Here is a 24,243-nt window from a genome sequence, read left to right on the forward strand (position 1 = left end):
AAGCGGGCAACGAAAAGCTAGTAATTACAACGGCAGTCGCTTGTAGGTATACCATTCTTGATAACCTGCTTGCGTGTAGTTATATCTCGTTAACTACACGGGGGTGAAGTAACACAACCCATGTTCCTGAATGTCTCTGGGCGTTTTCGCAAGCAGGTATATGCGAAGCGTTGATGTGAAGCGCAGCATGCCATTTTCCGCGCTTATAAATTGTGAAGGTAGTGTGGTTGTAGTATTCACATTGTCCACGCCAAGGGGATGCTGACCTGAACAAATAGTAAAATAAACCAATCCCCCCAGATCTACCCATCCTAATAGATTGTCAGGCTTAACAATGAAGCTGTCGTACGTGAGTAGGTCTGTGTGAAAAGTAATACTCGCACCAAAGACAGGCTTGCTCGCAACCGCAATGTCCGCATTACGCGTTAAGCTAAGTTTATACAAGCCATGATGTTCGGGACGAATGTTTAGGTTTGTATTGCTGTTATTTACTAACGAGAGCATACACGTTGTCATAATGGTTTAAGGATAGGCGTAGTGTGGTTCAAGTCAGTCAAGATAGCGTTGATATGGATCAAAACGGGCTAAAACTCTCTTCATAGCTTAAGTTATCGTAAATTAATTGTTTAAAAAGTGTACAAGTTCAATTGGTTGTTCCATACTTATTTATCTTAATTCGACATGGATGTATGGATTATGCACACAGGCAGACACGAAGCTCTCAAGCGTTACAGCCTACTTTTGTTTATTGCTATTTTGGTGGGCTCTGCTTACTACTTTCTTCGAATTCAACAGAATGAAATCCTACAAAACCATGGTTATCTGCGCCAGTTAAACGAGGCGGGTAGAGGTCTACAACAATCTCTTGATATGCTTTTGACAAGCGTGAAAGAAGAGTTTAAGTCTCAAGAAAATGAGAAAGACAAAGACAACGAGTTTAAAAAGCGCATTAGTTCGAATGAAAACTTTAAGCACCTTGGAATAGCAGATACCGCTGACAGTGAAAAGAAGAATAATGACAGTACTGGAGAAAAACCTAAGGTCGAAGGAAATGAAGGTAGCGGCATAGAAAGTACAGGCGATGACAGAAAAGTTATTACTAACAGCGAATTCGACGCTAAGTCTCGCATTTTTAAAGTTCACGTAGGGCATAAAACGGTAACCGTTCCCATCGCTGATCTAATCTCAACACATTTAAGCCCGTTTCCATTGCTGGTTATCAGTGATGGAAAAGGGGAGGTTTTAGCAGAAAAAAGACACAGTAACTTTGCAAAAGCGCTATCCGATCTTCGTTTTTCGAACGTAGGTGAATTATTAGGTGAGAACGAAGGAAGTGGCGAAGCGTCCGGCCACAATATAGAAGGTGGGATAGGACTAAAGGCGAGTGATTCTGTAGACAGGCAAATCGCGGGGCTCTATCTACGTATTTATCGGCAACCAATTACAATAACTGGCTTAAACGCTGGAGGTGAAGACAACGCAACAACACTCTACCTGCTCGCTTTCGTAGAAAAAAAAGAAGTGGTTCTCAATAACCTTAAAATTGGCAACAATACGGCATTATGGATAGTACTATTCTTAACACTGCTCGTCGCTACACTTCCTATTCTTAAAATTCAATACTGCGCCCCCACCTATAGCTATACACGTTCTGATGTCACTCAATGCATTTTAGGGTTATTCATTTTGCTGGGGGTTGCTACGATAGCGATAAGCGATCAGCTCTTTTTTAGATACTGGCTTGCCCAAAAAACGCTAGATTCAGAACATATACACCAATCCATAAGTTTAGATTTCGCTAAAGAGTTATCGGAGTTATTACAATTAGATACGCGTTATTTTAAGAGAGCTAAACAAGGAGTCACTTCTGGCTGTAAGGCGTCGAACAATCGTAATGAAAATTTTCGCCCTACAGATTTACTGAATTGTCCGCTGATTAACGAGCAATCAGTAACTGACAACAATGCTTATTTCATTGAAAACTGGTTTTTACTTGGCAAAAGCGGTGTCGTGACCAGCTATAAACAGAACAGTCCATCAATGATTTTTCGTCCTCATGAAAACCTATATAACTTTAAAAAAACACGCTTGAATGAGCGGGAATACTATAGGCGTGCATGGCATGGAAATATGTGGCGTTTGGATAAACATTTTATTGGTGATTTACACTATAAAAGCACAGGGCAAAAAGTGTGCTGCGAACAGTTACTTAAAACAGCCAGCGCGATGCCTCAGCATTTCTTTATTGAACGAATACGTAATATTGACGATGCCAGGTTTAATAGCCAATTGGTTTTCGAACGTACCGATAGAGATGAGGAAAATGATACAGGTGAAATAACAAAGCGTATAAGCTCGATAGGTACATTGCTGAGAAGTTTAAATCAGCGCGTTATGCCAAAAAATATAGGGTATGCCGTAATTGACCAATCGGGGAGAGTGCTCTACCACAGTAACGAAGAACGAAGTTTAGTCGAAAGTTTCGTGGCTGAAAATGGGCATGATTTACAGCTTTTAACTACCTTGTCCAACTTGCAGAATATAGATGTTAACCAGCCCGCACACTTGCAGTTAGATTATCGCGGAGAAGAACACAGCATGGTAATTGGGCCATTGCATGAAGCAATACCCGAATGGGCGCTCGTGGTTTTCTATAATCAAGAAGAAGCTTCACAAATCAACATGTTGCTGGTGTTTCTTGCGGTTATTCTTTACCTAGCACTATTAATTCCCTTAGTACTAATAAGCCGATATGTTAGCTCGCAGGGTGTGTGGGCGCGTTTATTTCATTATCAGTATGATGATGAAAATATCACCACGTCAAACCAAAATACCCTAACGGGGGATCGTAAAACCTATCGCTGGTTAGCCCTGTGGATTTGGTCTGCCTGCGCAATGCAACTTTTCACCATAGGCATTATCAATGCAGTGATCCCACGGTTGGCGTTTTTGTCTTTTACGTTAACTTTCATGCTTATTATTTTGCAGTTTATCTTTGTACCCGTTGAAGTGGAGGGTAAAAAATTATCGTTAAAGGCTTTAGCATGGCGATACCTCAACAGGCCTAGTTTGTTAATCCGAATGCCTTTTTTTATTCCGTTGATGTGCTTCGTCACGTTGTCTTTAGTGCTTTTATCGGAGGTTTACAACAACACTGAAAACAGTCATGTATCTCATTCGAGCTACGATTCGCTACTCTTTCCACTAGTAGGTATCGGGCTATTTTTGCTTTCTAGTTATCTAATGTGGGTGAAATCCGTCCGAGAGGGGATTGCTGTTCAATCAAATAAAAAACCCAGTAGTTTGTCTGAGTTGAGCAGTCGAGTACCGAACAGCTACATTTGGTATTTAGCGGGATGTATTTACTTCATTGCGGTTGTGCCTACCGTTATATTAGTGAATAGCGTAAACAGCTACATGCTAGAAGGGCAGGCGACCTTCCAGAATCAGCATCTGTTGGAGATGCAGCAAGATGTCTCACTGGAAAGCCAGAAGTATCGAGCATTAATGTATCAGGATCCATTGAGTCGAAGAGAAGGCCTGCCAGCTGCTAACCCAGAGATCCCGTTCAAGCGCATATTCCCAGCATTAGAAAGAGAAGAGTGGGTAACACTGGACAACGCAGAGGCCTATTCATCGGTATTGAACAACAACACAGATACCTTTATTAACGCTATTGTCAGTAATTTAAAGTTACAAACGGACTCTGCAGCGGAGTATCGATTTAAAGCGGGTACCGATATAAAAACAACCAGTGACAAAATACTCCACTACTCAGCGCAACGTTTCATGCGAGCATCTAGTGCCTTATACTTTTTACCAGTACTAGTGATTACCGCTGTCTTCGTATTCTGTGTGTTTTGTGCAGCCCTTTTGCTTATTAGTCGCAAGCTGTTAGGTGAGCATATTTTTGATAGCTACCGCTTGCGCCCTCCCTCTGAAGCGGAAGAAAGCGAGTACATTTGGAAGCAACTTACGCCACAACATTCTAAACGTATGCAGGTGCAGTTTATCAGTCAACTGAGCCAATCTGACTTAGAAAAAGCATTCTTAGCGCATGAACACACAATTTTTGAAAATAAAGTGGGTGACATCCAAGATTGGCTCACTCGCGTGAAAGAACCCAATTTTGATAAAATAATAAAAATAGATGAACATGAAAACACGCCTACTATTATCCTAAAAGGGCTAAATAAGGCACTGCTTGATCACACCGAACGAGATGCGGCATTCGAGCTTATTCAAACGCTTCAACAACACAAGTGTCACTTAATTCTAGTATCTGAAATGTCACCCATGCAGCTAATTAGCCACGCTGAGAGCTTTCCTGCATTTGAGCTTGAGCATTTACCGAGTAAAAACGAGTTGTGGCAATGGAGTAAATTGCTTCGCAGTTTTTCTATACATTATTACTGGGTGGCCAGTAAAAAGAATACCCTCACCACATCGCCTTCCGCCTTTTCGGTACTAGCACATGAATCTACTCATTGGCCCGATTTACTTGATGTGCAAAAGGCGTTTTTAATTTACCACCTAGAAATAAAACTGAAACGCTCAGCAGAAGATATTAATGGGCTATTAACGTCACTAAATGGTGCCAATGTTTCCTCTCGAAAGGAGGGGCAACAGTCACTGAAATTAGATGATTACTGGTCACCCCAGCAAATCGTTGAGTTTTTTGTTCACCATGCACGACCTGCATATCGCTTGAGGTGGGAGCAATGTACAACAAACGAACGGCTCATTTTGTTGCAGCTTGCACAAGGTGCCAAATTAAACCCTGCAAGTGCCGAAATTATTGGGCATTTACAACGAAGGGGCTTAATTTATCGAGATTGTGGATGGCACTTGGTGAATGAGAGCTTTAGACAGTTTGTCATGAGTGCAGAGTCTGCGAAGCACATTGAGGCATGGCTTACAGAAACGCGGTCTAGTATTTGGCATAACTTGCGCCCACCATTATTTATGCTGGTGGGGCTGCTATTTTTATTAGTGATTTTTAGTGCCAATATTGCATTCGACTCCATCATTACCACGCTAGCGGCGGTGCTCGGTGTACTCCCCATGTTAATTACTAATTTATCGAGCCTTCGAACATTAGAGATATTGCCTAAGGACTGACAAATAAAAATGCTGAAGGATGATCAGAAAAAGCCGTATTTTTCTAAATCTTCATATGCACCATAATGCACCAACACGTAGCATGATGTTCATCGTATTCGGTGCGCTTTAATAAACTTGAGGATCAAGCAGCTTAATATGGGGAAGTATACAAAAAAGGGTACTACAATTCATGTTTAGTTGCGTCTTTTAAGCCGAAAGATTATAAAAAATAGAGTAAGGCTTGTAGTCACGATGATAAAAACATTGCTGCTAAAATAGGCTATTTTCTTTTGATTTCTAAGCTAATAGTGTCAAACGTGAATGATGAAAATGCGTCACTAATACCCTTTCTTGGTAAAAAGCGGACGAAATTCTAGCGTAACAAAACCATATGCTCCGCTATAGCAAAATATCAGGTTTTCACCGCATTGTATGTGGATTGTCCGAAATCTGATTTAAAGAAGAATTAAAATCTCAATGTAGCAGTTAATAAGTGATGTACATTTTTGAGCATTGCGCGCACTAAATAAGTGCAATGAATTCAGTGGGTTACTAAAAATTCTCTCTTGCATGCCCGCTTGTTACCCATTAATCTAAAGTTCGGTGTACTTATTAGGCATAGTGGCAAATGAAACAAGAAATAAAAAATAATCCTTCAGTTAATTCATCACGTCGTAATTGGTTAAAGTCAGTAGGAATAGGTGCAGGCGCAGTGGCGCTAACAGCATGTGTAGACTCTAGCGTTAAAGAGCTTAGCGCAGCGGGTATGAAAACGGATCATTTTCCTACTGCTACTCCTAATGTGAGTGACGGCCTTGTACGTTTATCGTCTAATGAAAACGCCTTTGGCCCTTCAGCTAAAGCGGTAGATGCCATGCAAGGTGAATTATTCAACTTAGCGCGCTACTCAGATGCAACCGTTAATGTGCTTAAAAGTAAAATTGCTGCACAAGAGGGGGTATCTGAAGATCAAATTATTGTTACCAATGGTTCTTCTCCCATCTTATTTGGCTACGCCGATTGGATTACGAAGAACGGCAATAAATTGGTAACGTCTATGGCTACATACGAGGGTGTGCCTCGTGGGGCCGAATTCATGGGCGCTGACGTCACTTACGTTCCGCTAGATGTGGATATGAATTTCGATTTAGATGCAATTGAAGCTGCGGTTACTGAAGACACCACTGCTGTGTATATTTGTAACCCCAATAACCCGACGGGCACAGTGGTAGATGCCGCTAAGCTTACCGCGTTTGCAAAGCGGGTATCTAAAAAAGCGCAGGTATTTATCGATGAAGCGTATATCGAAATGTCAGACGCCTATCCTGCTAACGTACAATCAAAGTTAGTGGCTGAAGGGCATGATGTGGTTATCTGCCGTACTTTCTCTAAAATCCATGCTATGGCAGGCCAACGTTTAGGTTATGCCATTCTGCCCGCTGAACAAGCAAAGCAATTAGGTGGCATGTTGCGTATGGGGGGGGTGAACTACTTAGCATTAGTTGCGGGCATGGCTAGCATGGAAGATCATGCAAATTTAAATACCATGCGTACGCGAGTGAAAGTTGAGCGTGAGAAGCTAACAGCTGCTGCTGAGTCACTAGGCCACGCTTATGCGAAAAACCCGCAAGGCAACTTTATCTATATGGATACCGGTATGCCGCACGACGAGTTTGCAAAGTTAATGAAGGCGCAAGGAATTAAAGTAGTTGGCCGAACATGGCCTGGCTACGACACATGGTCGCGCATTAGTGTAGGTATTCCTGAAGAAACGGATGCTTGCGTAAAAGCATTAAAAACGGTTTTAGCATAAGTTTGTAACGCAATATAAAGACTAAATGCTGGTGGTTTTGTTGATACCTCTATGGGGTACGTCAACAGCAAAACCATCGGCTTTTAACCCTACCTTTACTAGTACGCATTAGAATTAAAAATACGCTTTCTCTAGTAAAGCACCCTCAATGCAGTATCAATGATGACGTAGCGCATCAATAAGCTCACTTTTACTCATGGTTGAGCGACCTGAAATACCTACTTCTTTAGCGTTGTCGTAAAGCTCTTTCTTGGTACGTTCTTCATATTTTTTACTTTCACCGCCTTTTTTCGAGGGCGATTGCTCATCGTTAGCTTGCGCGTTGGCAATTCTGGCTGATTTTTCTTTGCTGTAGCCTTTATCCCGAAGCGCTTCATACGTGTCGTCGTTCTTAATCTGTGCTGCGTGTTGCTTGGCCATGGCGGTGCTCCTTATTAAACTTTTGCTCTCATATGCATACTTTGCAGACGAGCTATTAGTTTAATTGGAGTGTAGGTAATGCAATGGGGAAAGATTAAATAGAAAAACGCCGGTGCTTAACAATAAGCAGCCGGCGTTTGTTAAATGGGTACTATTTGAAAACCGCTTACTTCTCGATAGTAAACGTAAGCCCTGCTTTTTCAGTGAGGCGAGAAATCAACTTATCACCCAATGCAGATGCAGGTGTAAAGAAGCCGCCAGAAAGTGACACATCTTTACAAAGACAAAGGGCAGATTCTGAAATCATTTTACTGGTTGAGCCATAACCCGGGTCTTTGTCTCCGGTTACTGATACCGCAAGGGTATCGCCATTAGTTGCTTCACCGATAAACATAACATCGTAAAACCCATTTTCCCGCTCTTCTTTACTTGGGCCTTCACCAGGCTTAGGGCCACCCTCGCCACCTAATGATTTGTCTTGGGAAACATGGTTCGCCATCGCTTCGCCTTTCTCGCCAGGGCCAGTAAGCATCATCTCATCATACTGAAAGGTTTTGCCGTAGGCGAAGTTTGCCAAGTAGTTAGAACGGTGTACATTCTTGGTATTGATAGCCGCCATAATAAATGGCGCAGCCCACGAACCTAAAGATTCGTCGTAGTAGGGCTTGGTGCCATCTGGCTGTGGGTGACTTTGGCTAGCATCAGCAAGCGAGAACGGATTAATCAGTGCAGACATAATCGATTTGTCTTTATGTGCTGCTACCATCGTGGCTTTTAAGCTGGCTGCTGTACCACCAGAAAACGTACCCTGCATTTTTCTTACACGGCCTTTTACGTATTCAATCGCTTCGCCGGTTTGCTTTTTAGCGTGTTCTTGTAAGAAGTGAACCCCCAAATCGAAAGGTACAGAGTCAAACCCGCACGAGAAAACAATATTGGCTCCCGTTTCTTTTGCCTTGGCTTCATACTTGTTAATCATCTGGTGCATCCACGCAGGCTCACCACACAAGTCGGTATAACCCGTGCCGGTATCAACACACGCAGAAAGTAGTTTTTCGCCGTAAATTTGATAAGGCCCTACCGTGGTTAGTACCACTGAGGTGCGTTTAGTCAGCGCATTCAATGCAGCGTCGTCTTCACCATCTGCAACAATGCTTATTACAGTGTCGCTGATGCCCAAATCGGCCTTAACATCCGCAAGTTTGGCTTCGTTGCGCCCGGCAATAGCCCACTTTACGCTACTGTCGCTGCCATACTGCTTCTGGAAATACTCAGCAACTAATTTACCGGTAAAACCTGTGGCACCAAAAATCACTACATCAAATTCCCGTTGATCACTCATAAATAACGTGTCCTGTTTTGTATATTTCATGGAAAACTTATGTGCAACCAATATACGCAATCCATACACATTAAATTATTTTTTTAGGTAATAATTGAGTATTGATTTGGGTGTGAATGCACATGCAATTCGCCACCAGTTATTAAATACGCAGTGCTCGATAAAGCAGAATAGATAAAACAAAATACATAAAAGCGACGAGATACCGGTTAGCGAATATAGGTTTCAACAAATCGTTTCATACGGGTTAAGCCTTCTTTTAACCGGCCAATCTCTGTTGCAAACGACAGCCTTACATAACGGGTGGCATTATGTTCACCAAAGTCATCGCCAGGTGTTAAGGCCACATATTCTTTTTCTAATAAATGGTCACAGAATTCAATGGCGGTAAGGCCCGTAGGTTCAATATTGATATACGCGTAAAACGCGCCGTCTGGTGTAGCGTCAATACTCAGGCCCATGTCTGCAATGGCTTGCAGCACAAACGTAGCACGTGTGCGTAATTGTGCTTTTTTCTGTTCGCATTGGGCAAGTGACTCTGGTGTAAAGCACGCTAGCGCAGCTTGCTGGGCAAGGGTAGAGGGGCAAATAAATAAGTTTTGCGCTAACCGCTCCATAACGTGTGTCATACCCTCGGGTACTACGCACCAACCTAAACGCCATCCCGTCATACCGAAATATTTGGAAAAGCTATTTATCACAATGGTGTTGTTGTGAAGGCGCTCATTCGCCAAAACGGTGTTAAGTGGGGCATGTTGCTTTTTAGCAGAAGGTGAACCCTCACGTAAATCTAAGTTGAGATAAATTTCATCAACAATAAGAAAGCCATCGTTTTGCTTACAGGTTTCACCAATGCTATACAATTCACGTTCCGCAATAGCGGTGCCGGTTGGGTTAGCCGGGCTGGCAATGAGCACGCCTTTGGTTTTACTATCCCAGTGACGCATTACATCATCATGCGTTAACTGGAATTGTTGCTCGCTAGAAGTCGGCACTAGCGTAACTTCGCCGCCAAACGTGTTTAAAAATCGACGATTACAGGGGTATGAAGGATCGCCAAGTATCACCTTATCGCCGTTTTCAACCAACGCAGCGCTGACTAATAACAAAGCCGCAGATGCGCCAGCGGTCACCACAATGCGCGAAGCTGGAATATCAACATTGTGCTGTGTTTTATAGAACTGGGCAATGGCGCTACGAAGTTCAGGCAAGCCTAGTGCTGAAGTATACGGGTAATCAGCTTGAGCTAGCGATTGCTTCATAGCGTCAACAACCGGCGTGGGCGCTCCAAAGTCGGGCTCACCCAAATTTAACCGAATAACATCGTGTCCTAGATTGCTAAGCGCAGTGGCTTTTTCACCATAGGACATGGCTAAAAAAGGGGATAGGGTGGTGGCTCGAGTAGCGTACTTCAACATGCTTTCTTACAACGTAGGGTAACAATGCCCCGTACTATATCAACTGTGCAAACCTAATTACCAACAAAGTCGCCATATCTAATAGGCAAAAGCAGGTAGCGTTAGCCAGCAGCCATGACCAATAGTGGTTCAAGTTGCGACTTTTAATAGCAATACACACAAGCATTAATCATCAGCGACTAAGCTAAAACCTTACCCATTAAAAATTCACGCAATACACGGTGTTTTTCGATGAATAGCCATATGCATAATCAAACACTTACGATAGGGTAGAAGAGGTATAAGTTGTGATGATATAAAAAGTAAAATACAGCGCTCGCGTTATTTAAAAGGAAATCAGTCGTGTTAGTCGAAAACAAACAAAGTGATAAAAAGGCAAAGGTTGAGAAGTGGTTCTCATTTAGCGCTATTCGGTGGTTAACGGTTGTTGTCATGTCCGCTTTTTTCGCGACACCTGTGTGGGCAACGTTACCCACCATTAGTGAATTCACCAAAGAGATGTCCGCCAAAGAAGGCCTCATCCCCGTATATTACGATGATGAAACTGACAAAGTGTATTTATCGATACCCAACAATGAGCAGCAGTTTTTATTTCAAAGCAGCTTACCCTACGGCGTAGGCTCTAACGATATTGGTTTAGATAGAGGCCAGTTAGGGCGTACTCGCTTAATTACCTTCGAACGCTTTGGCAATAAGCTGATGTTGAAGCAGTTAAATACTAAGTACCGCGCGGACCATGGTAGCGCAGCTGAAAAGCAAAGTATTAATGAAGCCTTTGCCAGTTCGGTATTAGCCGGCTTTGTTATAGTGGCAAAAAGCGATAGTGCTAATTTAATCGACTACACACCTTTTTTATTCAGCGATATTCATGGCATTGGCAATCGCTTGTCAGCTAAAAAACAAGGCAGCTTTAAAGCAGACAAAAACCGCAGCGGGGTGTATTTACCGCGCACAAAGGGTTTTGAGAAAAACACCGAGCTTGAAGCCTTAGTCACATTCGCTGGCAGCAAGCCTGGCAACTATGTATCTGATGTCACGCCAGATCCTGAAAACCTTTCGGTGCACCTACATCATTCATTTGTTGCATTGCCTGACGATGGTTATACACCGCGTGCTTACCATCCCTACTCAGGTTATTGGAAGTTCCGCTATTTCGATTATTCTACGGCAATTAATGAGCCTACGGAGCAGCGCTTTATTACACGCCACCGTCTAGCCAAGGTATCGCCACATGCGCCTATAAGCGAAGCGGTTGAACCTATTGTTTATTATTTAGACCCAGGTATTCCAGAGCCGGTGATGTCTTCATTAAAAGAAGGGGCCAGCTGGTGGAACCAAGCTTTCGAAGCAGCAGGCTATAAAAATGCCTTTCAGGTGAAAGTATTGCCCCAAGATGCCGATCCCATGGATGTCCGTTACAACGTGATTAACTGGGTACATCGGGCTACCCGAGGTTGGTCTTATGGTTCATCGGTGGTCGACCCTCGTACAGGCGAAATTATTAAAGGTCACGTAACATTAGGTTCGTTACGTGTTCGCCAAGATTATTTAATCGCATTAGGGCTTACAAGCCCATTTTCGGGTGATAATGCTAGCTCACCAGAACAAGAAGCAATGGCGTTAGATCGCATCAAGCAGCTTTCGGCTCATGAAGTAGGCCATACCCTAGGTATAGCGCACAACTTTGCTGCCAGTGAAAACGACATGGCTTCAGTGATGGATTATCCACACCCTCGAATTACTTTAAAAGGTGGAAAAGTAAGCCTTGAAGGGGCTTACGATAAGGGTATTGGCGCGTGGGACAAACACGCTATTGTCTATGGCTATCAAGAGTTTGGTTCTAGCGCAGAAGAAACCGAAGGCTTGGCTAAGCAAATTGTAAAAACCCGCAATAAAGGTCTAGCGTTTAAGTCTGATTCTGATACCAGAAGTTCACGTCATAGTTCGGCAAACGGTCACATGTGGGAAAACGGTGCCGATCCGCTAGATGCCTTTGATGAAATCTCTGCGGTTCGTCGTCATGCGCTTGATCAACTGGGAATGAATACACTGAAACCCAATGCGAGCTTGTCTTCTCTGGAAAATGCGTTAGTGCCTATTTACTTGCTACATCGTTTTCAACTAGAAGCGGTGGCAAAACAAGTGGGAGGTTTGATTTACGAATACGAGCGTAAAGGTGATTACACCACGCCACAAGGCCAGCAAGACGTAGCGCCACAGGTACAGCAACGTGCCATGCAGCAGCTTATTACTGCCACTACCGTGCCTTATTTAGCTATTCCTGAAAGCGTGTTGTCACTCATTCCGCCTACTGCGTACGGTGATGATGTTACCCGCGAACATTTTCAAGGAAAAATGGGGCTTATGCTCGACCCAGTATCTGCAGCTGCCTCTGCTAGTGATTTTGCATTGTCGCTATTACTACACCCAGAACGTTTGAATCGTTTAGCATGGCAAAGTAGCCGTACAAAGGAACTCGTGGGTGTGGAAGGGCTAGTGCGCCAGATATTAAACGTGCATTGGTATCGTGCAAAACACAAACGTAGCGGTAAAGGTGATTTGGTTGCTACCCGTCTACAGTTAGTTGCATTAAACGCCATAATGAAAGCCGTAACAAACCCAGCATTAGCACCAGAAGCTAAAATGGCGATGCACAGTGCGTTATTGGAGTTTGACGAATGGCTAGATGATGACAGCGATAGGGATGCTGATGAAGTTTTACATAAGTACTTCGATACATACTGGAAATCAGGGCATTGGTCTGGGGCGTTCGACGTGAAGCCGTTACCACCGGGTTCACCTATATAGCTTTATTTTAAAAGCGCTGAAATTTAGGCGTGTATTTTTGCTAACGCCTAACCCCCAACAACTAACACGTAAACATTAATAAAAAGCGGTTAACCTAAACAGGTTAACCGCTTTTTTTGTTCCTAGCTTTGTTTCTGTATGTGTTCTTAAACTTAAGGTTATTGTTGGGGCCCAGCTTTTTCTGAATGTTAGGCTTAAGCTTCTTCTATAAACTGCTCATTTAACACCTGATACAAATATTCAGGCTTAACGGGTTTTACGATGTGTGCATTCATACCAACAGCAAAGCTTTTTTCTATCTCTGTTTGCATAGCGTGGGCTGTCATCGCCACAATCGGAACATCTAGCTTTAACTCTTCTCGAATTTTTTGAGCCGCAGTTAACCCGTCCATCACAGGCATTTGCATATCCATCAAGACAAGATCGAATCTGCTTTCTTGCTGCAACATTTGCAAAGCAATTAAGCCATTTTCTGCAACACTGACCTTGGCCTTAGTATCGGCTAAAAACAGCTTGGCAACTTTACGATTTATCGCATCATCTTCAACCAGCAGGATATTTTTTTCAGAAAAATCGGGTGGCGCTTCGGCATCGCTTTCTAACGTTGCCATTTGAGGTTTGCCCCGTGTAGACATTCTCAGTAAGCAATTCTGCAACGAGCTGCTATTGACAGGTTTTTGCAGATAATACTCTACGCCCACTGGTCGCCCGAGGGTTTTAAGTGACTCAATATCATACGCTGACAACATCGCAATATTCGGCTTACCTTGACTGAATTCCTGATTGATAATTGAGGCCAACTCGATGCCATCAATATCTGCCATTTTCCAATCAATAATGATTAAATCATACGGTGCATTACTTGCCATAGCGGTACGCAGATGCATAAGCGCTTCTTTACCCCCTGTGGCCAAATCTGGGTTTATATTGATGCGTAGTAACGCTTCGGCTATTGCTTGTCTAGACAGCATAACGTCGTCAACCACCAACACTTTTAAGTCGGATAACGTTAAGTTACCCAATGAACCGGGTTGTGGCAGCTGATCATGGTGCTCAACTAACACAGTAAAGAAGAAAGTAGCACCTTGACCAAGCTTACTTTCTACCCATATTTCCCCGCCCATCAACGAGACAAGGTGCTTACAAATTGATAAGCCTAACCCAGTTCCGCCATACTTACGGGTAATCGATTCGTCAGCTTGCGTAAAGGCATCAAACAAAGATTCTATCTGATTGGTAGATAGGCCAATTCCTGTATCTTTTACTGAGAACTCAAGTAACACGCCGTGCTCAGAGTATTTTTTATTGACTGATACGAATATCATGCCTTCGTCGGTAAATTTAATAGCATTGCTTAGTAGGTTATTCAGTACTTGTTCAATACGCAGGGCATCACCAGACACTTGCAAGGGAACATCTCTTGCCACGTACTGTAATAATTCTATACGCTTCTCTCTAGCATTTAACCCGTGTAACCGAATGACTTGCTCGACCAGTTTGTCAAGTTCAAATGCCTGAGATTCGATATCAAGTTTACCCGCTTCAATTTTTGAAAAATCTAGCACATCGTTAATAACCCCCAGCAGGGTTTGTGACGACTGTTCAATTTGGGTTAGGTTGGTTTTCTGTTCTTCATTTACAACAGATTTTTGCGTCAGCTTTGTAAGTCCCACTATGGCGTTCACAGGCGTTCTAATTTCGTGGCTCATGCGGGCTAAAAATTCTGACTTCGCGTCGGTGGCTTTTTGTAGATTTAACGCAAGCTCTCGCAATTCTCGCTTCTGTTTGAGCGTGATAACAAACATAAAAAATAAAAGAATAGCGACACAGCAAATAGTGACAATGATGTACACTTGGAACGTACTATTTTGTTCTGACAGTTGCTGACTAAGTTCTAATTGAGTAATTTTTCGTATCTTTTGGTCGGTTTCTAATCGGGCTCTGTTAAACGCTAGTTGCTCCGATTGACGCGTATCAAAAACCTGCTGCTTCAATTCTGAATGTTGGAAAAGAAACTGATAGGCATCGCGATATTGGTCCTTTAGAAGCGCAATATTGGCCTGCATCTTTAAGCCTTCATACTGATATTCAGTAATGTCTAAATCTTCTGCAATAGATAGGAGCTTTAAAACAGTTTGGCTGGCTTCATCAATGCGTTCGAGTTTGAGTAAGACTTCTGACTGCAGTGTAAGGCCCGCTAGCTCACGTTGGCGATGCTTTCCAAGCACAGCGTGCTTAATAATTTCTTCAGTAACAGAGAGTGCTTCTTCGTAGTTGCCTAATTGCAGGTAAGTTTTTGCAAGATAGAAATTTAAGATAGGCGCGAATTTGTAGGGGTTAGTATTTACGTGGTCAATTAACGACTTCGCTTGTTTTACTTCTCCCTTGGCCAATAGGCCTGACACAATAAACCCGTACCCTTGCTCTTCATAATAAGTGTTGCCGCGTTTAATCGATTCTGCGACCAGTTGTTCACCTGTATTTATTAAATTATCGGCCCATTGATTCGATTTAGAATACAAATTTCCGATGGCTTGCAACGTGTTTTGTATGTAGCTGGTGTCTAACGACTGATGAATACTCAGGCTATTAAGGAGCAATTCTAACGACTCGCCATATAAATCAAAGAAATAGGTTATTATCCCTTGTCGTCTTAAGGCTTCAGCAAGTTGCAATTGGTTATTGGCCTCTGTGGCGAGCTTTTTTGCTTGGGTTGCCATTTCATAGGCTAGCTTGTAATTACCCTCAAGAATGTACGAGTGACTTTTTAGGTTAAGTAAATGCGCTTGGTAGGCGGGTAGGTTTTTGTCAGCCAAATACCGTTCGGCTTGATTAAGAAGTTTTTTGGCTAGGGTGGGATTAACGAACACATTCTTATCGGCGGTTTGTAGTACTTTATCAATATCGACAGTTGCGTCTTGAGAAAACACTGAAAAGCTGGGGAGTGCTAAAAGCACTACCCACAAAAGCCACAACAATCTCATGAAATTATATCCATCTCGCCAGTATCAACCTATTTCGAGTGACTGATTTCTAGGTTGTCTGCACCTTCAGCTTCACATCGGCTTTTTATCGCATCAATATCGTTTTTCGCGCATATTTGAACATCTTCGTCAGATAGACCAAAAGCTTCAGCAGTTCCTTTTGGATCGCTGACATACTGCTGTTTTAATTTTTCATCTTTATCCATAGCGATCAAAAATTTTACTAGTAAATCATTCATTTTTTATTCCTTTATTTTATGTGGTTAGACACTTAGGTTTTTAGCCAAACAACTTCTGTTCAAAAAGGGCAGGGGTTAAATCTAGTTCTGCCATCGATTTCATATCAAAATCTGGTAATCCTTTAGAAGGGATCACCAAAGTAGTGATAGGTTTTGGTATTACCGCCGCTAAATCTTTTAGTTCAAGATAGTCTATTCGAGGAGCGGCAATGGGGATGGTAGAGGCTTCATAAACGATAATGCTGTGCTCAGGAGAAAAGTACTTTAACAATTCGTTTTTAAGCTGCATTAGGCCTGGGTGCGATGTTCGGTGTTTGTTATGGGTAAAATCAGCAATACTGCCAATCTGCCAGATAATTTGCATCATATGAGGATCTAAAGTGTATTGCCTAAGCAGGAACTGAGTAGCCTCATATGACTGGCATCCATAATGCGCGGGGTCTAATCCTAAGTCAGCAATTAAGCAGTCCTCAGCAGAAATTCCCGGTAACATTTCGGCATTATAACCTTCTTCTTTTAACTGTTTGATGGCTTCATGGGAGGGATTCACAAATACGCCTGGATGACCATAAAATGCTGCGACCACTTTTTTTCCCGCCTTCACCTCATCAACGATGCGCTGCGTCATTTTTTGGTAGGTGATTGCCCGAGATTTACCTTGCTCGTAAAGGTGGCGTAAACACACCACGTTCGAGTTTATCATTTTTAAATTGATTAGCGCCGACTGCGTGACAACGCTCAATATGATATCGGCTGTTTTAAGTAGGCTTTCCGTAATTAAGGTCATTTGGCCAGATACAGTAATTCCTGTACCTACAACTACCAAAGATCCTTTTGATTCTATGTTCATTTCGTCCATTTCCATTGAGAATTAACTACGTATAGCCTCAATGAAATATAATGGAAAATATACCCATTGTTAATCATTTTATGCTTATATCTGATATAGTTTTGAAGTAGAGAAGGAGTGCGCTTTAAAGTGAATAGTTATAAAGTACTATGCTCTGAATAAAGAATTGCTAAATAAGATAGGGTTTAAAATGTTAAAACACGGCGGTATGACTATAACAAGTTCAGCTATATGTTTAGCGACACTGGGCGCACTGTCTACACTGCCAGGCTGCACGTTTAGTCACGATCCTAGTGCAAAAACCCAGAAGCCAGTTTGTGTAGCAGTTTTAACGAATTCACTCAATTGCGAAAATGAACCACTGGCTTATAACGAAACCAATCACTCATAGTGAATTCGACCAGCAAATGCTTCCGGTCAATCAGCGTGAAGGCATGCTTGAAAGTGAGCTAGAAAATAACAGGCGTAATCGCTAGCGCGAATACCGCGTTGCATTTACCTTATGATAAAATGCAGCGCGATGAGTTAATCTTTAATAGGCCTCTTATGGCTGATATGGCAATGAAGATTGGTGCAAAATAATACGAACCTTGCCATCTTCACACTGCTTAAAGACAAAGCTTTTGTTCACAAATATGTGACTGTCGTCATCCCCAATAAAATGAACGTTGCACTGCACAATGGCCAGTTCGCCGTTTAAAATAAAATCTTCTTTGCTGTACCACACTTTAACCCAAGGCTTAAGTTTAAAACCATTGTCGTTGGGGTAATCGCTGTTTCCGCCAACAAAGTAAGAAAGCGCGCCTTCTTTGGTAGGGCGGAACGTGTGCTGGCCAAACGTTAAAGTAGGCTTAAACAAAACATGGCCATTATCATAATCATAGCTGTCAGAGAGCACTTGAAGAGAAAACGCTTGAACGTCTCCACCTTCGGTATGTACTTTCCCAACTTTTACAACATTATCGCACCACGTTTGTAGCGCCGAATGCACCATCTCTTTAGTAAACATAATGTATACCTCTGCGTTAAAATATCGTTTGTTAGTTTTAAAGCTGGTTAGCAAATTTTAAAATGGTTTCGTCTTTTGCGCAAAACGCCAGCAACGTTTCTTCACGTTGTAAAATTATAAACGAAACACATAAATGCGTTAACAAACAGATACTGTAATACAAATCGCCCTTTTTGTTATGTGATATCATCACGCTAATAGCTTAAATAATTGGCTACAGTTAGCAATAGTAATTGGAGATAGCTTTTATCTATCAAGTGGAAATTCACTCGAATTTTTTACTGCGTATTAATTGCATAAATGTAGTCTGTGATTATTCTAACTTATCTACCGCCCGCAATATCAATAAATGAACCTGTTACGTAAGATGCTTCATCTGATAATAACCATGCGATAGCATCTGCCACTTCCTGTGTATTGCCTCCGCGTCCCATCGGAATTTGTGAGCTTAGGCGATTTACGCGATCGGGTTCACCTCCGTCTGCATGTATATCGGTGGCAATAAAGCCAGGGCGCACGCTATTGACTCTAATATTTTGGCTAGCAAGTTCTAACGACATACCTGTGGTAAGCGTATCCATAGCGCCTTTTGATGCAGCATAATCAACGTATTCAAACGGGGCCCCTGTACGAGATGCAACCGAAGACACGTTCACAATGGCGCCATCACTTTGAATTTGTTTCATAAAAGCTTTCGCGCAAAGAAAGGCGCTAAGTACATTTGTAGTCAGTATTGTTGTGAAGCGCTCGGCACTGATGTCAGAAAATGGGGTTTTGGTAAATAGTACGCCCACATTGTTGACTAGATGCGTGACGGTGCCGAACTCAGCGTTAACTTTGTTAAACATGCTTTGAACTTCTGCCTCTTCTGAGACATCCGCTTTATGAGTAATTGCAACGCCGCCTCTGGTGTTAATTGAAGTGCATAAAGCTTTCGCAAGCTTTTCATTTTTCAGGTAGTTGATGCAAACATGGTAACCCTTTTTAGATAGCGTAAAAGCGGTAGCGGCACCAATACCCCTACTAGCCCCAGTTATAATCGCAACTTTTTTCAACTTTCAGTCCCTGTTTGTCTAGCTCGCCACTGTAGCGTATTTGAATTGGATTGAACCAACCCTAGGTCGATTTAGAGAATTATTCTTTATTGTTTGCCGTCGATGCTGTTTACAAAGTGTTTATACAAGTCTTCTGAGGCGTTAAGCATCTTGTAATCTAACAGATGGTCTAGTTCTGGGTAATCAATGTGCTTACAACGAGACCGTTCATTTTCTATCATACGTTCGCAGATTGAAGCCGCCATAGAAGAGGACGGCCATATTTCATCCATTCCCCCCGAATAAAGCACAACATTTCCGCGAATATTTTCAACAGGGATTGTCGCACTTCCTCCATCCGTTCTATTTTGTAAAGATTGGGTATATAGGTCTAACAATCCTTCAACAGGTCCGGTTGGATTGAAGGCAACAAAGGGTAATCCCTTTTTGTTGTGACTCCAGCTTGAGCCCGGTACCGTTTGCCAATCATCTAGAATGCCTGCCCACACCACTGAGCTTGGTGCAATCGCGATTACTCTATCGAATGCGTTGTCGCGAGAAGCAAGCAGCAACGCCAACTCGGCGCCTTTAGACCATCCGATGAGCGTGATATGTTTTTGTGCAGGGTGTTTTTGTTTTAGCCAAGCTGTCGCTTTTTCGAAATAGGAGAGGGGAATTTCTTCTAATTCTCTGGGAAGCATATCGGCTTTGAAATAAGCAATGGCTAACGTAGGGTGACCATTATTGGCGATGACTTCAGCAAGCTTGGTAGGAATGCCGCCCTCTGAACCACCAAGTACGATAACAGGCTGTTTGTAGGAATTAGCGGGTGGCTGATAATAGTGACCCACAATACCATCTTGTTCCACGCTAAGGGCTTGCGGGGCAGCAATTGAAGCAAGTGCTGGCAAGAGTGAGGTTAAAAATAGTAAAAAGTGGCTCTTTTTAAATTTCATATTTTGTTTTTCCTTTAAGCGCTCAAATGCTAAAATATGTTTAGTTTTTGATGGCTTTATTCTGAGCCAAATATGCCACGAAAAAGGGCGGTAAATACACCTGACATAGTGTCTTCTATAGCATCGGTTTCGGGTGAATTCTTTTTAGCGTGCATTGCGTTCGATTCTTCTTGTTCCCTTTTTTCTGCACTAGAAGATGCACCGTCAAGAAAATCACCCACCGTTTTGTTAGAGGTGGATGCGCATCCTGATGAAATAGCTGACGCTATCAAAATGGCTGTTAATTTGGTTTTCATTTAATTTCCATATTTTATAAGTGCATAACGCGGCAAATAAGGGGGGCGCCTATAGTAAGAAGTGGTACCTGTGTTTGCGTCCAAGCCGAGATAGCGAGATATTTTGACTGTTAGTTTAGCAGCGTGAATGAACAAATCGAAGCACCTGTTCGTTTTTACCCTGAGTTTCAACTATAGAATCTAATTTAGCACCCGATGACGCTATAAGCGATGATGAAACTTTATTACTCTTGTAGCAATGAATATGTACCTCATCGACGCCAATTTCAAAGGCTTTTTCTAGCGTTAGATTAAGGAGTTTCATACCATAGCCTTGCCCACGCTTAGAAGGCCTTATTCCCAACCCTATATGACCTCCTGCAAACCGTAATGCATCATTCAAACAATGCCTTAGATGGGAACAACCGACAATTTCACTGTTTTCAATAAGCCAAAATGTCGTATTGGGAACTAAGTTTTCTGGCAAGTTTACGCCCTTGGAATAGCCATTCAATAGGTTAACAAAAGATGCAAAATTTGAATGGTCTAAGTCAAGCGGGTAAGGGTACCGTTCTTCGTTTCCCAGCTCTTTGATGTATTCTTTGTAACTGGCTTCGTAGAGCACTGTGGGCGTAATTAGCATAAATTTCCTTCTAAGCAGCTAACTTCATTTTGGGGTAATAATACGTGGGATAAGCTTGGCGCCAAGAAACACATGTCTGCTGGTTGCTGTGCGATGAACCGAGGTAAGAGGTGCATTCTCGTAGTTTTTCGCGCACAAGCTAAGCGCATACTCCACAGCATATTTATCGACACTTGGCAAACCAGTAAACGCTACATCACAGCCTAAATTGCGCTTGCCACTGTTGTCTGTGTAGTAAAGCTTACCTGTGGTACAGCCACCCATAAATATGAAAATGAGAACGATAAAAATAAACTTCAATTGTTCCACTAGCCTTGTTTACCTGCTAACTAGCCAAGAATGCTAACGTGCAATGCACTCGCTTTCTTTCAGCGCGATTATTTGTCTAAGGTACTCTGTTCTTTTCATTGCAGCATTTCCCGTTACAAAGATATTGGAGGCCAATAAAATGGCTAAATAACCATTATCAATAGGGGAGATAAATACGTTGTTGATGAAAATAAAAATGACAACGAATAGAAACGCAAAACCAGGAACGTAGTAGACACGAGAAAATTTTTTCTCTAAGTTCTGAATTTTAGTTATCTTCTGTAAAGCTAATTCAGCATCAATATTGTCCATCTATTAATATAACCTCCCTGATCAAATTAACTAGAAATATAACACCCAAGGCGTGTTTAGCGGGTACAGCAGATTGTTACAAGACATTTCTCACACTGTTCCCAGTTCTATTTTCCCCACCCCTGAAACGTATTCTTGCGCTTGACTCATACTTTCAATTCAATTCCTACATGAAAGCTTAACTTGTAAAGAGGCTGCTATTGTAGATAAACCCATTGTCATGCAACCACTCCAAAGATGCGACCTACAACTGCTGTCAATACCATTGCAAGCGCACCCCAAAAAGTCACTCTGATAGCCCCCACAGTCATTGATGCACCGCCTGCGCGTGCTGCGATCGCACCTAGAGCGGCGAGGAACATTAAAGATAAAGCTGCGACGATAGGTATAAGTAGCTCTTGTGGCACTAACCAGGCAACCGCTAAAGGAAGTGCAGCGCCTACTGTGAAAGCACCCGCCGACGAGAAAGCCGCTTGAATGGGCTGCGCATTAGCGCTTTGTGAAATTCCGATATCATCTTTGGCATGAGCGCCAAGAGCATCGTGAGCCATCAGCTGCTCAGCAACTTGTTTAGCCAGAGTTGGTTCAAGGCCTCTACCTTCGTATATTGTTGCTAGCTCTTCTTTTTCAGATTCAAAATTTTGATCCAGTGATTTTTGCTCTATGGCGAGATCGGCATTTTCTGTATCTGATTGAGAACTAACTGAAACGTATTCACCAGCAGCCATAGACATAGCCCCAGCAACTAAACCTGCAGCACCAGCGAGAAGAATGTCTTCATGGGCAGTACTCGCAGCGGCAACACCGATGATAAGGCTTGCAGTAGATACAATTCCGTCATTTGCACCAAGTACTGCTGCGCGCAACCAACCTACGCGTTGTGAACGATGTATTTCAGTATGAGTCATAAGGTTGCTCGGTAATTTCTTTTACAGTTAACTTATATTTAGTTCAGGTGTTTACGTTATAGGGGGGAACTCTCGACCCGCCCCGCGGATTGCGACTTAGGCGTTTGCTAGTTGCTTTAACTCAATGCCTGAGCTAACAGTTGTGTGCACACGAATAGAGAGTTCACCATGGATACTCGCATACAATTTAGTGCTGATGAAGAAACTAAACACTTGGGCCAGATATAGACGTTCTAGCGAACGAAGTGAGTTTATTGAGTTGTTATATCGCTACTCCCCACAACAAAAACCTGACCCATAATGGCTCTTTGTTCCATTCTTTTGATGTTTTGTCTATCACGATAATTTCCTCTTGAAGTTGAGAAATGTCAATTTTAGACACAGAGGTAAAGGCTTTAAGAGATTCTATACTGGTTTTATTATGGTTACGTTGTCTTGTACACGTACCAATTTCCTGTGACATGCTCAATATAGATATAATCCTCATCTGACATTTGGGGCACTTCAGTGCCAGGTGGTACAAACAGGTAGCCAACCGAGTTATCTAAAATCCCACCTACGTTGACGTCAACTATGCCACTACTTGAGTCGTAACCTACTAGATTTAGATTTAAATGTTTAGCAGATTCAGTAGCCTTTTTCTGACTTGTTTTAGCCTCAAAGGCTATCGCATTTAAGCTACCAATATTTTTATGCAAGTATTCTTTAAGCTCCGAATCCAACTGCAAAGTAAGAAGCATGTTCTGATAGTGATTCTCTTCTTCTTTTGTTCTATTGGGTTTGCTTTGTATCGCCTGCAGGGACATAAAGAACATACTTGGTAATGCTAGATTTCTAACGGCTGAAATTTTCCATTTGTTTTGGTCGTTTACCAAATAGATATACCAATCTTGAGATATTCCTTCTTTCGTTAGTAATACAGCGTAAATTTCTCTTCGCGGGCTTTGTTCAAGTGCTCGAAGGCTAACATTGATGCCTTTTGGTAAGTCCTCGCCTAAAGTGGGCTTATCCAGATAATGCTCCAACATCTCTCCGGTATACACTTCTCTTTTATTATCTAGTCCATCTTGGCCAAAAAACTGCTCTACAAGCCTCGACTCATCTGCGAAAGCAGCCAAAGGAAATAATAAAAAAACAATTAAAATTCGCACGAAATTTCCTTAGTGACCATACTTTTAAATAGCGGGCGAAGCCACCCTGCGTGAACGAAGTGAGTGTGTTGATTGGGTTGTTATACTATGCGTTGCGCTCACTCATACCTCTGACAGCAAAGAAGTAATAAACTAAAAAGCCTAACCATGAAAAGAATAATGAAACGAGGCACCAAACTAGTTTGTGTACCCCCTTAGCTTTCTTAGATGTTAAGGCAACTAATACTGGTAAAAGCGTTAGACTGAAAAGCACAATAAAAATGATAATTTGCCAAATACTCATATTAAAAATGACTCCTTGTTTTTTGGCCGTAATGATGCTTGATAAATTTGTTATGTGTACATTACTTGATGCTAGTCTTTTTATCTCTAGCAACTCTGACTTTCAAGCTATGAAATAGAGATGCAAAAACAAAAGTTGTAATTAATAAAACTGAACAAAGTAGTTTTACCCCGATACTTTCACTTCCTAAGAATTCATTTAAAATTGCAGAAAAGAGTATGAACCCAATTAGATAATAACTATGTATTTTATTCACAAAAATTCCCTGTAAATATAGCGTCCCAGCGAGTGAAGGGAGTGGCTTAAGCGTTTGTATGGATAATTCTTCCCTAAATACACCATATTTCCTTTTCAAAGATGGGTAAAGTGAGGCCCAGACTTTGGCT

21 protein-coding genes are annotated in these 24,243 nt (G+C 42.2%); 3 read left to right on the forward strand and 18 right to left on the reverse strand.

Annotated features, from left to right (window positions below; translation table 11 throughout):
- Positions 1-93 precede the first annotated feature (93 nt).
- A complete protein-coding gene (locus tag JKP82_RS09155) occupies positions 94-504 on the reverse strand; it encodes a hypothetical protein (RefSeq protein WP_159531527.1) in 411 nt (136 codons plus the stop codon).
- 192 nt (positions 505-696) lie between these two features.
- On the opposite strand from JKP82_RS09155, the gene JKP82_RS09160 reads away from it, so the two are divergent.
- Positions 697-5,121, forward strand: coding sequence for a hypothetical protein (locus JKP82_RS09160; protein WP_159531525.1), 4,425 nt, complete (start codon positions 697-699; stop codon positions 5,119-5,121).
- Positions 5,122-5,731: 610 nt separating this feature from the next.
- The gene (locus tag JKP82_RS09165; RefSeq protein WP_218396741.1) at positions 5,732-6,916 is read left to right on the forward strand and encodes a pyridoxal phosphate-dependent aminotransferase; all 1,185 of its coding nucleotides are present in this window, start codon (positions 5,732-5,734) and stop codon (positions 6,914-6,916) included.
- A 156-nt stretch (positions 6,917-7,072) separates the two neighbouring features.
- Here the strand turns inward: JKP82_RS09165 and JKP82_RS09170 are convergent, their stop codons facing one another.
- The 3 genes from JKP82_RS09170 to JKP82_RS09180 all read right to left on the reverse strand — a co-directional run bounded on the left by JKP82_RS09170 (position 7,073) and on the right by JKP82_RS09180 (position 10,096).
- Positions 7,073-7,336 carry a DUF7218 family protein gene (locus JKP82_RS09170; RefSeq protein ID WP_159531521.1) on the reverse strand — a complete coding sequence of 88 codons (264 nt, stop codon included), beginning with the start codon at positions 7,334-7,336 and terminating at the stop codon, positions 7,073-7,075.
- Between the two features lie 166 nt (positions 7,337-7,502).
- Positions 7,503-8,678, reverse strand: a complete 1,176-nt coding sequence (locus JKP82_RS09175) for a saccharopine dehydrogenase family protein (protein ID WP_218396743.1) — start codon at positions 8,676-8,678, stop codon at positions 7,503-7,505.
- A 209-nt stretch (positions 8,679-8,887) separates the two neighbouring features.
- Positions 8,888-10,096, reverse strand: a complete 1,209-nt coding sequence (locus JKP82_RS09180) for an aminotransferase class I/II-fold pyridoxal phosphate-dependent enzyme (RefSeq protein ID WP_218396745.1) — start codon at positions 10,094-10,096, stop codon at positions 8,888-8,890.
- 432 nt (positions 10,097-10,528) lie between these two features.
- Between JKP82_RS09180 and JKP82_RS09185 the strand changes: the two genes are divergently transcribed.
- Positions 10,529-12,904: a zinc-dependent metalloprotease gene (locus JKP82_RS09185; RefSeq protein WP_220099903.1), complete on the forward strand. Its 2,376-nt coding sequence runs from the start codon at positions 10,529-10,531 to the stop codon at positions 12,902-12,904.
- Positions 12,905-13,098: 194 nt separating this feature from the next.
- Here the strand turns inward: JKP82_RS09185 and JKP82_RS09190 are convergent, their stop codons facing one another.
- From JKP82_RS09190 to JKP82_RS20710, 14 genes are all read right to left on the reverse strand, one after another.
- Complete coding sequence (locus tag JKP82_RS09190) at positions 13,099-15,888, reverse strand: tetratricopeptide repeat-containing hybrid sensor histidine kinase/response regulator (RefSeq protein WP_218396747.1); 2,790 nt, start codon at positions 15,886-15,888, stop codon at positions 13,099-13,101.
- A 29-nt stretch (positions 15,889-15,917) separates the two neighbouring features.
- On the reverse strand, positions 15,918-16,127 hold the full coding sequence (locus JKP82_RS09195) for a hypothetical protein (protein WP_159531513.1): 210 nt from the start codon (positions 16,125-16,127) through the stop codon (positions 15,918-15,920).
- A 40-nt stretch (positions 16,128-16,167) separates the two neighbouring features.
- The gene (locus JKP82_RS09200; RefSeq protein WP_159531511.1) at positions 16,168-16,977 is read right to left on the reverse strand and encodes an SAM-dependent methyltransferase; all 810 of its coding nucleotides are present in this window, start codon (positions 16,975-16,977) and stop codon (positions 16,168-16,170) included.
- Positions 16,978-17,521: 544 nt separating this feature from the next.
- Positions 17,522-17,986, reverse strand: coding sequence for a metal-independent carbonic anhydrase family protein (locus tag JKP82_RS09205; RefSeq protein WP_159531509.1), 465 nt, complete (start codon positions 17,984-17,986; stop codon positions 17,522-17,524).
- A gap of 323 nt (positions 17,987-18,309) precedes the next feature.
- On the reverse strand, positions 18,310-19,041 hold the full coding sequence (locus JKP82_RS09210; RefSeq protein ID WP_218396749.1) for an SDR family oxidoreductase: 732 nt from the start codon (positions 19,039-19,041) through the stop codon (positions 18,310-18,312).
- Positions 19,042-19,127: 86 nt separating this feature from the next.
- Positions 19,128-19,976 (reverse strand): acyl-CoA thioester hydrolase/BAAT C-terminal domain-containing protein, encoded by an 849-nt coding sequence (locus JKP82_RS09215; RefSeq protein WP_218396751.1) that lies wholly within the window; start codon positions 19,974-19,976, stop codon positions 19,128-19,130.
- Positions 19,977-20,032: 56 nt separating this feature from the next.
- A complete protein-coding gene (locus tag JKP82_RS09220) occupies positions 20,033-20,272 on the reverse strand; it encodes a hypothetical protein (RefSeq protein ID WP_126874069.1) in 240 nt (79 codons plus the stop codon).
- Positions 20,273-20,387: 115 nt separating this feature from the next.
- Complete coding sequence (locus tag JKP82_RS09225) at positions 20,388-20,894, reverse strand: GNAT family N-acetyltransferase (protein WP_013783713.1); 507 nt, start codon at positions 20,892-20,894, stop codon at positions 20,388-20,390.
- 24 nt (positions 20,895-20,918) lie between these two features.
- The gene (locus JKP82_RS09230) at positions 20,919-21,203 is read right to left on the reverse strand and encodes a hypothetical protein (protein ID WP_013783714.1); all 285 of its coding nucleotides are present in this window, start codon (positions 21,201-21,203) and stop codon (positions 20,919-20,921) included.
- A 33-nt stretch (positions 21,204-21,236) separates the two neighbouring features.
- Entirely contained in the window at positions 21,237-21,515 is a 279-nt protein-coding gene (locus JKP82_RS09235) for a hypothetical protein (RefSeq protein WP_013783715.1), read from the reverse strand.
- Between the two features lie 218 nt (positions 21,516-21,733).
- A complete protein-coding gene (locus tag JKP82_RS09240; protein ID WP_218396753.1) occupies positions 21,734-22,423 on the reverse strand; it encodes a VIT1/CCC1 transporter family protein in 690 nt (229 codons plus the stop codon).
- Between the two features lie 425 nt (positions 22,424-22,848).
- Entirely contained in the window at positions 22,849-23,574 is a 726-nt protein-coding gene (locus JKP82_RS09245; RefSeq protein ID WP_013783718.1) for a hypothetical protein, read from the reverse strand.
- A gap of 85 nt (positions 23,575-23,659) precedes the next feature.
- A complete protein-coding gene (locus tag JKP82_RS21105) occupies positions 23,660-23,857 on the reverse strand; it encodes a PLDc N-terminal domain-containing protein (protein ID WP_013783719.1) in 198 nt (65 codons plus the stop codon).
- A gap of 61 nt (positions 23,858-23,918) precedes the next feature.
- Positions 23,919-24,243 (reverse strand): hypothetical protein (locus JKP82_RS20710; RefSeq protein ID WP_220099893.1); only part of this gene is annotated, 325 nt, incomplete at its 5' end.

Source organism: Alteromonas lipotrueae, assembly GCF_019249215.1.
GTDB lineage: Bacteria > Pseudomonadota > Gammaproteobacteria > Enterobacterales > Alteromonadaceae > Alteromonas > Alteromonas lipotrueae.

Coding starts and splice junctions, on each gene's coding strand:
- JKP82_RS09235 (WP_013783715.1), bottom strand. CDS start 21,515: ATGGACAATATTGATGCTGAATTAGCTTTACAGAAGATAACTAAAATT.
- JKP82_RS09225 (WP_013783713.1), bottom strand. CDS start 20,894: ATGCTAATTACGCCCACAGTGCTCTACGAAGCCAGTTACAAAGAATAC.
- JKP82_RS09170 (WP_159531521.1), bottom strand. CDS start 7,336: ATGGCCAAGCAACACGCAGCACAGATTAAGAACGACGACACGTATGAA.
- JKP82_RS09220 (WP_126874069.1), bottom strand. CDS start 20,272: ATGAAAACCAAATTAACAGCCATTTTGATAGCGTCAGCTATTTCATCA.
- JKP82_RS09195 (WP_159531513.1), bottom strand. CDS start 16,127: ATGAATGATTTACTAGTAAAATTTTTGATCGCTATGGATAAAGATGAA.
- JKP82_RS09185 (WP_220099903.1), top strand. CDS start 10,529: ATGTCCGCTTTTTTCGCGACACCTGTGTGGGCAACGTTACCCACCATT.
- JKP82_RS21105 (WP_013783719.1), bottom strand. CDS start 23,857: ATGAGTATTTGGCAAATTATCATTTTTATTGTGCTTTTCAGTCTAACG.
- JKP82_RS09175 (WP_218396743.1), bottom strand. CDS start 8,678: ATGAGTGATCAACGGGAATTTGATGTAGTGATTTTTGGTGCCACAGGT.
- JKP82_RS09180 (WP_218396745.1), bottom strand. CDS start 10,096: ATGTTGAAGTACGCTACTCGAGCCACCACCCTATCCCCTTTTTTAGCC.
- JKP82_RS09165 (WP_218396741.1), top strand. CDS start 5,732: ATGAAACAAGAAATAAAAAATAATCCTTCAGTTAATTCATCACGTCGT.
- JKP82_RS09155 (WP_159531527.1), bottom strand. CDS start 504: ATGCTCTCGTTAGTAAATAACAGCAATACAAACCTAAACATTCGTCCC.
- JKP82_RS09215 (WP_218396751.1), bottom strand. CDS start 19,976: ATGAAATTTAAAAAGAGCCACTTTTTACTATTTTTAACCTCACTCTTG.
- JKP82_RS09160 (WP_159531525.1), top strand. CDS start 697: ATGCACACAGGCAGACACGAAGCTCTCAAGCGTTACAGCCTACTTTTG.
- JKP82_RS09240 (WP_218396753.1), bottom strand. CDS start 22,423: ATGACTCATACTGAAATACATCGTTCACAACGCGTAGGTTGGTTGCGC.
- JKP82_RS09205 (WP_159531509.1), bottom strand. CDS start 17,986: ATGTTTACTAAAGAGATGGTGCATTCGGCGCTACAAACGTGGTGCGAT.
- JKP82_RS09190 (WP_218396747.1), bottom strand. CDS start 15,888: ATGAGATTGTTGTGGCTTTTGTGGGTAGTGCTTTTAGCACTCCCCAGC.
- JKP82_RS09200 (WP_159531511.1), bottom strand. CDS start 16,977: ATGAACATAGAATCAAAAGGATCTTTGGTAGTTGTAGGTACAGGAATT.